This window comes from Streptomyces sp. SGAir0957, assembly GCF_043523415.1.
Genome location: NZ_CP027293.1, coordinates 3,433,848 through 3,447,540, shown reverse-complemented (window position 1 = coordinate 3,447,540; position 13,693 = coordinate 3,433,848). Strand labels below are relative to the sequence as shown.

Genomic DNA, 13,693 nt, shown 5'->3' with positions numbered 1-13,693 from the left:
TCGTCTTGACCGGGAACTTGCTGTCGGGTGAACGACGTATGGCGAGACCATGAACCAGCCCCCGCCCAGCGCAATTCCCGGGCCGATTCGCCATTCGTCGGCACGCTGTTAACCGTTTGTTGCACTCGGGTTGGGCCGCGCATCGAAATGGCTTCCTAACTTCTTCGACGTGCCAGCAAGTACCTCCGAGCAACCCGGGCCGCGGCGGATCGCCGTGCTCGCGGACTCCGACACCCGATGGAAATGGGGCGCGCTCACCGCGTCCCGGCTCACCGCGCACCATGACACCGGCGCCACCCTCGACGGCTTCCTGCTGCGAGGGCGGGCCACCCCCACCCCGCGCCAGCTCACCGAGGTCGGCGTGCGCGCCGACCGGCTGCGCGAGGTCACCGCGGTCGAGTTCCTGCGGGAGATGGAACGCTCCGTACAAGGCGACGGGGCCGTACAAGGCGACGGGGCCGTACAAGGCGACGGGTCCGCGCAAGGCGACGGGTCCGCGCAAGGCGACGAGGCCGGCGGCTACGACATGGTCGTCCTCGCCCTCGTCGGCGGCGGCGTCCAGGCCGTACTGCACGGACTCGCCCACGCCTGGCGCGGCGCCCCCGAGCGCCCCGTCGTCGTCACCGGCTATGTCGGCGTCGTCTACGAGAAGCTCGCCGACGGGCTCCTGCTGCGGCACGGCGCCGACGTGGTCCTCGCCAACTCCCGCTACGACGCGGAGCGTTTCCGCGCCGTCTACGAGGGGGTCGGCGCGGACGCCGGGTCGGTCACCGAGTGCGCCCTGCCCTTCCTCGGCGGCGAGACGTACAAGGAGGCGCACGACCCGTACACCGTCGTCTTCGCGGCGCAGCCGTCCGTCCCGGAGACCCAGGCCGACCGGATGTACCTCCTCGACCGCCTCGTCCGGCACGCCGAGCGGTACCCCGAGCGCGAGGTGCTGCTCAAGCTGCGCTCCAAGCCCGGCGAGCACACCACCCACATCGAGGAGATCCCGTACCAGAAGCTCGTCCAGCGCCTCGATCCACCGCCCAACTTCCGTCTCGTGTACGGGAACATGGGCGAGGTCCTCGACCGTACGGACCTGCTCGTCACCGTCAGCTCGACGGCCGCCCTCGAATCGCTGCACCGGCGCGTCCCGACCGCGCTCCTCACCGACCTCGGGGTGCGCGAGGCGCTCGGCAACCACCACTTCACCGGCTCCGGCTGCCTGGTCTCCTGGGACCAGCTCGACGCCGGCGAGCTGCCCGGGGCCGACCCCGCGTGGGTGGCCCGGCAGGGCGTCGCCGCCGAGGGTTCGTACGAGAACGCCTTCGACGGGGCCCGCGCCAAGGTCGCCGCGCTCCTGGCGGCCGACCGCCCGCCCCTCGCCCCGTACTACAGCCGCACCACCGCGCCCGGCTATCTGCCGCGCATCCTCGCCCGCCACCACCTGGCGCCCGACGGCAGCCCGCTGCCGGGTGCGCCCGCCGCCGACCGGGACCCGTCCGCCGTACGGCAGATCGTCCGCCGGGCCGCGCGCGGCGCCTACCGGCACGGCGTGCAGCGCGTCGCCCCCGTCATCCGGCGCATGGGCGAGCTGTGACGCGCCGCCCGCCCGACGGGCGCACCCGGCCCCCGCGCCCCCACCCGTTCCCCGAAGGAGACCCCCACATGACCGACCCGGAAGCGGGACAGGCGGCCCCGGTCCGCCGCGTCCTCGCCGTGATCCCCGCGCGCGGCGGCTCCAAGGGCGTACCGGCCAAGAACCTCGCCCCGGTCGGCGGTGTGCCCCTGGTGGCCCGCGCCGTGCGGGAGTGCCTGGCCACCCGGCAGGTCACCGACGTGGTGGTCTCCACGGACGACGCGGCCATCGCCGCCGCCGCGCGGGAGGCGGGCGCCGAGGTCGTGACCCGGCCCACCGCCATCGCGGGCGACAAGGCCACCTCGGAGGCGGCCGTCCTGCACGCCATGGACGCCCACGAGGCGCTGCACGGCGCGGCCGTGGACGTGGTCCTGCTCGTGCAGTGCACCAGCCCGTTCATCGCCCGCGAGGACGTCGACGGCGTGGTCCGCGCGATCGTCGAGGACGGCGCGGACAGCGCCCTGACCGTCGCCCCGTTCCACGGCTTCGTGTGGCGGGACATCGACGACACGCTCGACGAGCCGCAGCCGGTGGCGGCGGACCGCGCGGTCTCCGTCAACGGCACCGACACCCTCGTCACCGAGGCGCCCGCGACCGGCGGCGGCTACGGCGTCAACCACGACAAGTCCTTCCGGCCCCGCCGCCAGGACCGCCCCCAGGACCTCCTGGAGACCGGCGCCGTCTACGCGATGGAGGCCACCGGCTTCCGCCGCCACCAGCACCGCTTCTTCGGCCGCACCGACCTGGTGCGCACCGACCCCGCGCGGGTCCTGGAGATCGACGACCCGCACGACCTGGCCCGCGCCCGCGCGCTGGCCCCCCTCTTCGACCAGCGCACTCTTCCCACCCGGGAGGACATCGACGCGGTCGTCCTCGACTTCGACGGCACCCAGACCGACGACAGGGTGCTGATCGACTCCGACGGACGGGAGTTCGTCACCGTGCACCGCGGTGACGGCCTCGGCATCGCGGCCCTCCGCAAGAGCGGCCTGCGCCTGCTGATCCTGTCCACGGAGGTGAACCCGGTCGTCGCCGCCCGGGCCAGGAAGCTCAAGATCCCGGTCCTGCACGGCATCGACCGCAAGGACCTCGCACTGAAGCAGTGGTGCGAGGAGCAGGGCATCGCGCCGGAGCGCGTGCTCTACGCCGGAAACGACGTCAACGACCTCCCGTGCTTCGGCCTCGTCGGCTGGCCCGTGGCGGTCGGCAGCGCCCATGACGTCGTACGCGGCGCCGCACGCGCGGTCACCACCGTCCCCGGTGGCGACGGCGCGATCCGAGAGATCGCCAGCTGGATCCTCGGCCCCTCTCTCGACACCCTCGAAACCAAGTAAGGAACGCACCTCACATGTCTGCTGCCTCCAACTCCCGCCTCCGCACCTTCGGTTCGCGCACGGCCGGCCCCGGCCAGCCCGTGTACATCACCGGCGAGATCGGCATCAACCACAACGGCGACCTCGACAACGCCTTCAAGCTGATCGACGTCGCCGCCGAGGCCGGCTGCGACGCGGTGAAGTTCCAGAAGCGCACCCCCGAGATCTGCACCCCGCGCGACCAGTGGGACATCGAGCGGGACACCCCCTGGGGCCGGATGACGTACATCGACTACCGCCACCGCGTCGAGTTCGGCGAGGACGAGTACCGCCAGATCGACGAGCACTGCAAGAAGCGCGGCATCGACTGGTTCGCCTCCCCGTGGGACACCGAGGCCGTCGCCTTCCTGGAGAAGTTCGACGTCCCCGCCCACAAGGTCGCCTCCGCCTCCCTCACCGACGACGAGCTGCTCCGCGCCCTGCGCGCGACGGGCCGCACGGTCATCCTCTCCACCGGCATGTCGACCCCGAAGCAGATCCGCCACGCGGTCGAGGTCCTCGGCTCGGACAACATCCTCATGTGCCACGCCACGTCGACGTACCCGTCCGTCGCCGAGGAGCTGAACCTCCGCGTGATCAACACCCTCCAGGCCGAGTACCCGAACGTCCCGATCGGCTACTCAGGCCACGAGACCGGTCTGCAGACCACCCTCGCGGCCGTCGCCCTCGGCGCCACCTTCGTCGAGCGCCACATCACCCTCGACCGCGCCATGTGGGGCTCCGACCAGGCCGCCTCCGTCGAGCCGCAGGGCCTGCAGCGCCTCGTCCGCGACATCCGCACCATCGAGGCGTCCCTCGGCGACGGCGTCAAGAAGGTCTACGAGTCCGAGCTCGGCCCGATGAAGAAGCTGCGCCGCGTCGCGGGCGTCGTCGCCGAGTCGGAGATCGCCGTCGCCGCCGGTGAGCCGGTCGGCGTCTGATCCACCACTCCTGTCGCGGTCCGGTGTGCGCGAGCGCGCCGGACCGCCTCGGCGTCCCCGGGAGGGGCCATGTCCAGCAGTACCCTCTGCTTCGTCGAGAGCCCGGTACAGCTCCTCAACGTCCTGGAGTGGGCCCACCGGGCCGGGGCGCGGACGACCGTCGTGGTGCTCTCGCCCACCGACCCCATGACCCGCGGCCAGCTGCGCCGCATGGCCGAACTGGCCCGTACGGAAGGCCATACGGTCCGCTGGGAGGAGGCGCGCGACGGGGCGGGCGCCCCGTTCCAGACGGTCGGCGGACTCGCGGGGCCGCTGCGCAAGGCGGAGCGCGTCGTCATCGGCGACCCGTTCTCCCGCTACGTACAGCTCCTGCTGACGATCACCCGCGCCCGCGATCTGGTCGTCGTCGACGACGGCACGGCCACCATGGAGTTCATCTCCCAGCTGGCGCGCGGCGAACGCCTCGTGCGCTGGCACCGCCGCGGCGGCCGCCCCGGCCCCCGCGACCTGGTCTTCGCGCCGGTCTCCTCCTCGGCCCGCAGAAGACTCACCCCGCGGGCGGGGCGCCGCACCGTGTCCGTCTTCACCTCCATGCCGGTCGACGAGGCGCCGGACGGGGTGAAGATCCTGGAGAACGACTACGCGTGGACGCGGGCCCGCTTCGGCCCGCCGCGCCTGACCCGGGGCGCCGACCTGGTCGGCACGTCCCTGGTCGAGACGGGGGTCGTGGACGTGGACCGCTACCTGGAGGCGGTCCGCACCCTCGCCACCGCGCACGGCGCGACCCGCTACTTCGCCCACCGCCGTGAGGCCGCCGACAAGCTCCACCGCCTCGCCACCGAGACCGGCCTGGAGGTCGTCCGCCCCGACCTGCCCCTGGAGCTCATCGCCCGCCGCGGCCCGGTCGGCCGGACGATCCTGAGCTTCCCGTCGACGGTCGTGCACACCCTGCCGATCGCCCTGGAGGGTACGGGGGTGAAGGTCGCCGTCTGCGAGATCGACCCGGCCTGGCTGAAGGAAGGTGTCTCCGATCACGCACAGGGGTTCCTGGCGGGAATCGCGGGATCGGCGAGGGGCGTGCGCATGGTGTGAGGGGCGACGCACCCGCCGTGACTTGTCGCAGGTGGAAAGAGTGGTCATACCCCGACCGCGCGATCGACATGCGCAGGGCGGCCATTTTTCTTACCCCAATCTGGCTGAAGTTTTGTTGATCTCAGCTCAGTTGGCACCCGCGTCGTCCTACCCTTCACAGGGTGAACTACGTGACGCCCCTAGAGACCGAGGTCGATCTGCCGGGTGAAGAAACCCCCGGCAGCGTGCTTCCCGGCGCTCTGCCCGAAGCCCTCCGCGCCGAGCTCGTCGAATTCCGGCGCGACCTGCACATGCACCCGGAGCTGGGGAACCAGGAGTTCCGCACCACCGCGGCGATCAAGGCGAGGCTCGAGAAGGCCGGGCTCACCCCGCGCGTCCTCGCCACGGGCACCGGCCTCATCTGCGACATCGGCACCGGCACCGAGACGGGCGAGTACGAGGGCGAGGACGGGCTCTTCGCCCTCCGCGCCGACATCGACGCGCTGCCGATCCCGGACACCAAGTCCGCCTGCGCCTACCGGTCCACCGTCCCGGACCGCGCCCACGCCTGCGGCCACGACGTGCACACCACCGTCGTCCTCGGCGCGGGCCTCGTCCTCGCCGACCTCGACCGGCTCGGGCGCCTCCCGCACCCCGTGCGGCTGATCTTCCAGCCCGCCGAGGAAGTGCTGCCCGGCGGCGCCGCCGACGCGATCGACGCCGGGGCGCTCAACGGCGTCCGCAAGATCGTCGCCGTGCACTGCGACCCGAAGGTCGACGCCGGCCGGATCGGCCTGCGCTACGGCCCCATCACCTCCGCCTGCGACCGCCTCGACGTCACCCTCGACGGCCCCGGCGGCCACACGGCGCGCCCGCACCTCACGACGGACCTCGTCACGGCGGTGGCCCGGGTCGCCACGGACGTCCCCGCGGTGGTGGCCCGCCGCGTCGACGCCCGCTCCGGGCTCGTCCTGACCTGGGGCCGCATCGAGTCCGGCCACACGTGCAACGTGATCCCGCAGCACGCCGAACTCTCCGGCACCGTCCGCTGCCTCGACCTCGACGCGTGGCGGGAGGCGCCCGACGTGATCCACGCCGCCGTCCAGGAGATCGCCGACCTCTACCGCGCCAAGCCGGTCGTGAACTACGTCCGCGGCGTTCCCCCGGTCGTCAACGACCCCGCGGTCACCGACCTCCTCCGCGACGCCATGGCGGCCCGCCGCGGGCTCTCCTCCGTCGAGGACACCCCGCAGAGCCTCGGCGGCGAGGACTTCTCCTGGTACCTGGAGCACGTCCCCGGCGCGATGGCCCGCCTCGGCGTGAAGCCGCCCCAGGACCGCACGTCCCGGGACCTCCACCAGGGTGACTTCGACGTGGACGAGTCGGCGATCACGGTAGGCGTAGAACTCTTCACGGCCACGGTCCTCCTGGACAAACCGAACCCCCGCGACTGAGGCCACCCGCCACCATTTCAAGCCCCTGCGGCGATTGAGCAGCGGGGCCCGGGGCGGAGCCCCGCGACCTCGGCGTCGGCGGGGCCGCGGCTCAAGACGGACCCGCCACGATCCGATAACGGCGGAGCCGAATTCGTTCCACGCCCCTTCTACGCGCGTTACGCTCCGCCGAACTCAGCGCCCCACGCGGCGTGTTGACGAAGGAGCGGTCCATCATGCGTCGATCTCGTACGTCCCGGTTCACGTACATGGCGGTGGCCGTCAGCGGCCTCGCCCTCGCCGCCACCGCCTGCGGCGGCACGAGTGCCGACAAGGCGGGGGACGAGGCCAAGGAGAAGAACCTGGGCATGGCGATCTCCTACGACGTGGGCGGTCGCGGCGACCAGTCCTTCAACGACGCCGCGTACTCGGGCATGGTCAAGGCGGACCAGGAGTTCGGCTACAAGAGCGACGACCAGGAGCCGAGCGACGGCGAGAGCGACGCGGACAAGATCGCCCGCCTCAGCTCCCTCGCCAAGTCCGGCTACAACCCCGTCATAGGCGTCGGCTTCGCGTACGCGCCCGCCGTGAAGGCCGCCGCGGCGAAGTACCCGAAGACGACCTTCGGCATCATCGACGACTCGACGATCAACGCGAAGAACGTCGCCGACCTGGTCTTCGCCGAGGAGCAGGGCTCCTACCTGGCGGGCGTGGCCGCCGCCAAGGCGACCAAGACGAACACCGTGGGCTTCGTCGGCGGCGTGGACGTCCCCCTCATCCACAAGTTCGAGGCCGGTTACGTCCAGGGCGTGAAGGACACGAACAGCAAGGTCAAGGTCGTCACGCAGTACCTGACGGAGACCGCGGAGGAGGGTGGCTTCTCCAGCCCGGACAAGGGCAAGACGGCCGCCGAGGCGCAGATCGAGAAGGGCGCGGACGTGGTCTACCACGCGGCCGGTCTCTCCGGTCAGGGTGTCATCCAGGCCGCCGCCGCGAAGAAGGTCTGGGCGATCGGCGTCGACTCCGACCAGTACAGCCAGAAGCCGCTGGCGGCCTACAAGGACTACATCCTGACGTCCGCCACCAAGGACGTCGGCCGGGCCGTCTACGAGCTGGCCAAATCCGTCCAGGACAAGAAGCCGCTGTCGGGCGTGACCCGGTTCGACCTGAAGGCGGGCGGCGTCGGCATCACCGACACCAACCCGAAGTACAAGGAGATCGCGGGCCTCGCGGACGCCGTGGAGAAGGCCAAGCAGAGCATCGTCGACGGCAAGGTGACGGTGGCCACGAAGCCGTAAGCCCCTCCACAACGGCCCCCGCACCCGTACGCGCCCCCGCTTCCCCCAGAAGCCGGGGCGCGTCCGTATGTCCGTACAAGATCGATTCAGGTCGCTTTCAGTACGGACGCATAACGGTCTGCCGGGAGGTCTTCAATGCGCGTTCTACGCGCGTTAATCTGCGGCGAAGCCAGCGCCGTCCGGACCGTCGTCGGTGCTTGTACCCAAGGAGCTCATCCCATGCGCCGCGTTTCCCGAATAGCGCTCGCAGGCACTGCGACCGTCGCTCTCGCCGCTTCCCTGTCCGCCTGCGGCGGCACCTCCAGCGACGCCGCAAGCAAGGAGAACGGCGGCAAGTCCAAGGGCATCGCCATCGCGTACGACGTGGGCGGCCGTGGCGACCAGTCCTTCAACGACGCCGCGTACGAGGGCATGAAGAAGGCCGAGCAGGAGTTCGGCTACAAGGGCGAGGACCAGGAGCCGACGGACGGCGAGACGGACGCGGACAAGACCGCGCGCCTGGTGTCGCTCGCCAAGGAGGGCTACAACCCGGTCGTCGGCATCGGCTTCGCGTACGCCCCGGCCGTGAAGGCCGCCGCCGCGAAGTACCCGAAGACCACCTTCGGTGTCGTGGACGACGCCCAGGTCCAGGCGGACAACGTCGCGGACCTCGTCTTCAGCGAGCAGGAGGCCTCCTACCTGGCCGGTGTCGCGGCGGCGAAGTCCACCAAGTCGAACACGGTCGGTTTCGTGGGCGGCGTGGACGTCCCCCTCATCCACAAGTTTGAGGCCGGCTTCAAGCAGGGCGTCACGGACACCGACAAGAAGGTCAAGGTCGTCTCGCAGTACCTGACCGAGACCGCCGACGAGGGCGGCTTCTCCAGCCCGGACAAGGGCAAGACGGCCGCCGAGGCGCAGATCGAGAAGGGCGCGGACGTGGTCTACCACGCGGCCGGTCTCTCCGGTCAGGGCGTCATCCAGGCCGCCGCCGCGAAGAAGGTCTGGGCGATCGGCGTCGACTCCGACCAGTACAGCCAGAAGGCCCTGGCCCCGTACAAGGACTACATCCTCACGTCGGCCACGAAGAATGTGGCGTCGGCCGTGTACAACCTGGCCAAGTCGGTCCAGGATGGCAAGCCCGAGACCGGCGTCATCACCGGTGACCTGAAGTCGGGCGAGGTCGGCCTGGCCGCCTCGAACCCGAAGTTCTCGGGTAACGATGCGATGCAGAAGGCGCTGAAGGCTGCCGAGGCGGGCATCACCAGCGGCAAGATCAAGGTCAACAGCAAGTAGTCACCACGCGGACATGAGTGGGAAACGGGGTGCGGCGAGTCTCGGACACGGGACGCGACCGCACCCCGTTCGCGGCGGGGCGGGGCCCCGCACCGGGCGCATCGCACAGAGCACATGGGCGGTACAGACCATGCGACTCCCCGGCGATGCGACCGAAATGACCGACTCGCGTCCACTTCGTACTGCCGTAGGGGCTCTACGCGTGTAGAAGGCCCCCATCTCTCAGGAGAGTGCGCCATCAACGCGTCCAGCAGCCCGCCGGCCGTCGAACTGACCGGCATCACCAAACGCTTCCCCGGCGTCGTCGCCAACCACGACATCCACCTCACCGTCCACAAGGGCACCGTGCACGCCCTCGTCGGTGAGAACGGTGCGGGGAAGTCGACGCTGATGAAGATCCTCTACGGCATGCAGAAGCCGGACGAGGGCACCATCGCGATCGACGGCGAAGCCGTCAGCTACGCCTCGCCCGCCGACGCCATCGCGCGCGGCATCGGCATGGTCCACCAGCACTTCATGCTCGCCGACAACCTCACGGTCCTGGAGAACGTGGTGCTCGGCAGCGAGAAGCTGTACGGGATCGCGGGCCGCGCCCGCCGCAAGATCGTCGAAATATCCGAGCGCTACCACTTGAACGTGCGCCCGGACGTCCTCGTCGAGGACCTCGGCGTCGCCGACCGCCAGCGCGTGGAGATCCTCAAGGTCCTCTACCGCGGCGCCACGACCCTCATCCTCGACGAGCCGACCGCCGTGCTCGTCCCGCAGGAGGTCGACGCGCTCTTCGACAACCTGCGCGAGCTCAAGGCCGAGGGTCTGTCCGTCATCTTCATCTCGCACAAGCTCGGCGAAGTCCTCTCCGTGGCCGACGAGATCACCGTCATCCGGCGCGGCACGACGGTCGGCACGGCCGTCCCCGCCGAGACGACGCCCCGCCAGCTCGCCGAGCTGATGGTGGGCAGCGAGCTGCCGACCCCCGAGACCGCCGAGTCCACGGTCACCGACCGCCCGGTCCTCACGGTCGAGGGCCTGCGGCTCGACGCCGAGGGCGGGCGTCCGCTGCTCGACGACATCTCCTTCACCATCCACGCCGGTGAGGTCCTCGGCCTCGCGGGCGTCGAGGGCAACGGCCAGACCGAGCTCATCGACGCGCTCATCGGCCTCGCCCACGCCGACTCCGGCACCATCCAGCTGGAGGCCGAGGAGATCACCTCCTGGGCCACCCGCAAGCGCCGCGAGCAGGGCGTCGGCTACATCCCCGAGGACCGCCACCGCCACGGCCTGCTCCTGGACTCCCCGCTGTGGGAGAACCGCATCCTCGGTCACGTCACCGAGAAGCCGAACGCGCGCGGCGTCCTGCTCGACCTCAAGGCGGCGCAGGCGGACACCCGCCGCATCGTCGAGGAGTACGACGTCCGCACCCCCGGCATCGACGTCACCGCCGCCTCCCTGTCCGGCGGCAACCAGCAGAAGCTGATCGTCGGCCGCGAGATGAGCCACAAGCCCCGCTTCCTCATCGCCGCGCACCCGACGCGCGGTGTGGACGTCGGCGCGCAGGCGCAGATCTGGGACCAGATCCGCGAGGCGCGCCGCGAGGGCCTGGCCGTGCTCCTCATCTCGGCCGACCTGGACGAGCTGATCGGCCTGTCCGACACCCTCCGCGTGATCTACCGCGGGCGGCTCGTCGCCGACGCCGACCCGGCCACGATCACCCCGGAGGAGCTGGGTTCGGCGATGACGGGCGCGGCCTCCGGCCACCTGGAACACGTAGAAGAAGCAGCGGCAGCGGACGCGGCGCGGCAGTCGAAGGACGAGTCCTGATGGCCATGAAGAACAAGTTCGACAAGGAGCGGCTGCTCCTCGGCGTCTCGGGGCCGGTCATCGCGCTCCTCACCGCCGTGGTGCTGACCTCCATCGTGCTGCTCGCCTCGGGCAAGTCCCCGATCGAGCCGTACAGCATCATGTTCGAGCAGGCGACGTTCTCGGACGTGCAGGTCCTGATCATCAACCAGGCCGGCATGTACTACCTCGCCGCGCTCGCGGTCGCCATCGGCTTCCGCATGAACCTCTTCAACATCGGTGTGGACGGCCAGTACCGGCTCGCCGCCGTCGTCGCCGCGATCGTCGGCGCGAAGGTGGCCCTGCCGGGCTTCGCGCAGATCCCGCTGCTGATCCTGGTCGCCATGCTGACCGGCGCCATGTGGGCCGGTATCGCGGGCATCCTGAAGGTCACGCGCGGCGTCAGCGAGGTCGTCGCGACGATCATGCTGAACTCGATCGCGTCCAGCGTGATCGGCTACCTGTACCTGCCCGAGGTCTTCGGCGTGCAGGTCGGCAACAACAAGACGACCGGCATCATGCACGAGTCCGGCTGGTTCCCCGGCATCAACATGGGCGAGGGCGTCGGCGAGATCTACGGCTTCGTCGTCATCGCCGCCCTGCTCGGTGTCGCCTACTGGTTCGTCCTCAACCGCACCCGCTTCGGCTTCGACCTGCGCGCAACCGGCGCCTCGGAGTCGGCCGCCGCGGCGTCGGGCGTCGACGCCAAGCGCATGGTGCTGACCGCGATGCTCGTCTCGGGCGCGCTGGCGGGTCTGGCCGGGCTGCCCCTGCTGCTGGGCGACACGCACACCTACTCCCTCACGTTCCCGACCACGATCGGCTTCCAGGGCATCACCATCGCCCTGCTCGGCCGTAACTCGCCGGTCGGCATCGCCTTCGCCGCGCTCCTCATCTCCTGGCTGGAGAAGGCCTCGCAGGAACTCGACCTGCGCGGCTACGACAAGGAGATCGCGGTGATCATGCAGGGCATCATCACCATCGCGGTCGTCGTCTCCTACGAGGCCGTACGGGTCTGGGGCCAGCGCCGCCAGCAGCGCCGGGTCGGCATCGAACTCGCCGCCGCAGCCGGTGAGAACACCAGCGAACTCAAGAAGGAGGTCGCTGCCTGATGAGCACGGCTACGGTCCTCGACAAGAAGCCCGCGTCGCCGCCCGCCAAGGGCGGCCGCACCAAGCTCTCCCTGCCGGTCCTGATGCTCGTCATCGCGGGCGTCCTGGCACTCACCTCCCTCGTCCGCCTCGTCACCGACGCGAACGGGATCACCAACGTCAGCCAGATGGCGACGGCCCTCCAGCTCGCCGTGCCGATCGGCCTCGCCGGTCTCGGCGGCCTGTGGGCCGAGCGCGCGGGCGTGGTCAACATCGGCCTCGAAGGCATGCTGATCCTGGGCACCTGGTTCGGCGCCTGGGCCGGTTACCAGTGGGGCCCGTGGGTCGGTGTGCTCGTCGGCATCATCGGCGGCGCGCTCGGCGGCCTGCTCCACGCGGTCGTCACGGTCACCTTCAACGTGAACCACATCGTCTCCGGTGTGGCGATCAACATCCTCGCGCTCGGCGTCACCCGCTACCTCTCCAACTTCACGTTCGAGGGCGTCGAGGGCGGCACGACCAAGCAGTCCCCGCCGGTCGACTCGCTCGGCACGATCACGGTTCCCGGTCTCTCCGACTGGCTGACGACCCTGAACGAGAAGCACTGGTTCTTCATCTCGGACATCGCGGGGCTCCTCGGCGGCCTGGTCACGAACCTCTCGCCGCTGACGCTCATCGCGGTCGCGCTGATCCCGTTCACCTGGTGGGTGCTCTGGCGCACCGCGTTCGGCCTGCGCCTGCGCTCCTGCGGCGAGAACCCGGTCGCGGCCGAGTCGCTCGGCGTCAACGTGATCAAGTACAAGTACCTGGCCGTGATCATCTCCGGCGGCCTCGCCGGACTCGGCGGCGCGTTCCTCTCGATCGTCGCCAACCCCTTCTACCTGGAGGGGCAGACCGCCGGTAAGGGCTACATCGGTCTCGCCGCGATGATCTTCGGCAACTGGATGCCGGGCGGCCTCGCCCTCGGCGCAGGGCTGTTCGGCTACACCGACAGCCTCAAGTTGCGCGGCGGCACGGAGAACGTCCACGCGCTCCTCCTGCTCGTCGCCCTGCTCCTGGTGATCGGCGCCGTGTGGATGGTCGTCAAGAAGAAGTACATCGCCGGTGTCGTCTGCGCCGTCGCCGCCGCGGGCATGGCAGCCTGGTACGCCACCACCGACGACGTCCCGACGCAGCTCGTCACCGCCACGCCGTACGTCGTCACGCTGCTCGTCCTCTCCTTCTCGGCCCAGCGCCTGCGGATGCCGAAGGCGGACGGCCAGCCGTACCGGAAGGGGCAGGGCGCGTGACCTCCGCGATCGACTGGGCCGGGCTTCGGGAGGCCGCCCGCGCGGCCATGGCGACCGCGTACGCGCCGTACTCGGGCTTCCCGGTCGGCGCGGCGGCCCTCGTCGACGACGGCCGCACGGTCACCGGCTGCAATGTCGAGAACGCCTCGTACGGGCTCGGCCTGTGCGCCGAGTGCGGCCTCGTCTCCCAGCTCCAGGCGACCGGCGGCGGCCGGCTGACGCACTTCACCTGCGTCGACGGCAAGGGCGAGATCCTCATGCCGTGCGGCCGCTGCCGCCAGCTCCTGTACGAGTTCGGCGGCCGGGAGCTGCTCCTGGAGACCGCGTCGGGGGTGCGCCCGCTGGGCGAGATGCTGCCGGACGCGTTCGGCCCGGAGCACCTTGATCAGCAGTAACTCGTGGAGGGCCCCGCCGAGTTGGCGGGGCCCTCTTCATCAGCCGGTTCTATGCGCGTAGAGTCGGCGCTCGTACCTATGTTGTAGGTCCGCT

General features: G+C 70.6%; 11 protein-coding genes. All 11 read left to right on the top strand.

All coding sequences use genetic code 11. The features are described 5' to 3' along the window. The first annotated feature begins 169 nt into the window (after positions 1-169). Positions 170-1,582 carry a DUF6716 putative glycosyltransferase gene (locus C1N81_RS20415; RefSeq protein ID WP_394431148.1) on the top strand — a complete coding sequence of 471 codons (1,413 nt, stop codon included), beginning with the start codon at positions 170-172 and terminating at the stop codon, positions 1,580-1,582. Between the two features lie 68 nt (positions 1,583-1,650). Next, positions 1,651-2,955: a cytidylyltransferase domain-containing protein gene (locus C1N81_RS20410; RefSeq protein WP_394431146.1), complete on the top strand. Its 1,305-nt coding sequence runs from the start codon at positions 1,651-1,653 to the stop codon at positions 2,953-2,955. A 14-nt stretch (positions 2,956-2,969) separates the two neighbouring features. After that, complete coding sequence (locus tag C1N81_RS20405) at positions 2,970-3,914, top strand: N-acetylneuraminate synthase family protein (protein WP_394431144.1); 945 nt, start codon at positions 2,970-2,972, stop codon at positions 3,912-3,914. Positions 3,915-3,983: 69 nt separating this feature from the next. Continuing rightward, positions 3,984-5,006, top strand: a complete 1,023-nt coding sequence (locus C1N81_RS20400; RefSeq protein ID WP_394431142.1) for a hypothetical protein — start codon at positions 3,984-3,986, stop codon at positions 5,004-5,006. Between the two features lie 161 nt (positions 5,007-5,167). Continuing rightward, positions 5,168-6,439 (top strand): amidohydrolase, encoded by a 1,272-nt coding sequence (locus tag C1N81_RS20395; RefSeq protein WP_394431140.1) that lies wholly within the window; start codon positions 5,168-5,170, stop codon positions 6,437-6,439. Positions 6,440-6,654: 215 nt separating this feature from the next. Next, positions 6,655-7,716 (top strand): BMP family lipoprotein, encoded by a 1,062-nt coding sequence (locus C1N81_RS20390; RefSeq protein WP_394431138.1) that lies wholly within the window; start codon positions 6,655-6,657, stop codon positions 7,714-7,716. Between the two features lie 219 nt (positions 7,717-7,935). Continuing rightward, positions 7,936-8,988 carry a BMP family lipoprotein gene (locus C1N81_RS20385; protein ID WP_394431136.1) on the top strand — a complete coding sequence of 351 codons (1,053 nt, stop codon included), beginning with the start codon at positions 7,936-7,938 and terminating at the stop codon, positions 8,986-8,988. Between the two features lie 237 nt (positions 8,989-9,225). Continuing rightward, the gene (locus C1N81_RS20380; RefSeq protein WP_394438083.1) at positions 9,226-10,806 is read left to right on the top strand and encodes an ABC transporter ATP-binding protein; all 1,581 of its coding nucleotides are present in this window, start codon (positions 9,226-9,228) and stop codon (positions 10,804-10,806) included. 5 nt (positions 10,807-10,811) lie between these two features. Then, entirely contained in the window at positions 10,812-11,936 is a 1,125-nt protein-coding gene (locus C1N81_RS20375) for an ABC transporter permease (protein ID WP_394438081.1), read from the top strand. After that, positions 11,936-13,204, top strand: a complete 1,269-nt coding sequence (locus tag C1N81_RS20370) for an ABC transporter permease (RefSeq protein ID WP_394431134.1) — start codon at positions 11,936-11,938, stop codon at positions 13,202-13,204. The genes C1N81_RS20375 and C1N81_RS20370 overlap by 1 nt, the downstream gene beginning before the upstream one ends. Continuing rightward, the gene (locus tag C1N81_RS20365; RefSeq protein ID WP_394431130.1) at positions 13,201-13,599 is read left to right on the top strand and encodes a cytidine deaminase; all 399 of its coding nucleotides are present in this window, start codon (positions 13,201-13,203) and stop codon (positions 13,597-13,599) included. The genes C1N81_RS20370 and C1N81_RS20365 overlap by 4 nt, the downstream gene beginning before the upstream one ends. Positions 13,600-13,693 lie beyond the last annotated feature (94 nt).

Excerpts from the sequence above, each read along its gene's own strand:
- C1N81_RS20370 (WP_394431134.1), top strand. The coding sequence starts at position 11,936 with ATGAGCACGGCTACGGTCCTCGACAAGAAGCCCGCGTCGCCGCCCGCC.
- C1N81_RS20410 (WP_394431146.1), top strand. The coding sequence starts at position 1,651 with ATGACCGACCCGGAAGCGGGACAGGCGGCCCCGGTCCGCCGCGTCCTC.
- C1N81_RS20390 (WP_394431138.1), top strand. The coding sequence starts at position 6,655 with ATGCGTCGATCTCGTACGTCCCGGTTCACGTACATGGCGGTGGCCGTC.
- C1N81_RS20400 (WP_394431142.1), top strand. The coding sequence starts at position 3,984 with ATGTCCAGCAGTACCCTCTGCTTCGTCGAGAGCCCGGTACAGCTCCTC.
- C1N81_RS20375 (WP_394438081.1), top strand. The coding sequence starts at position 10,812 with ATGAAGAACAAGTTCGACAAGGAGCGGCTGCTCCTCGGCGTCTCGGGG.
- C1N81_RS20385 (WP_394431136.1), top strand. The coding sequence starts at position 7,936 with ATGCGCCGCGTTTCCCGAATAGCGCTCGCAGGCACTGCGACCGTCGCT.
- C1N81_RS20405 (WP_394431144.1), top strand. The coding sequence starts at position 2,970 with ATGTCTGCTGCCTCCAACTCCCGCCTCCGCACCTTCGGTTCGCGCACG.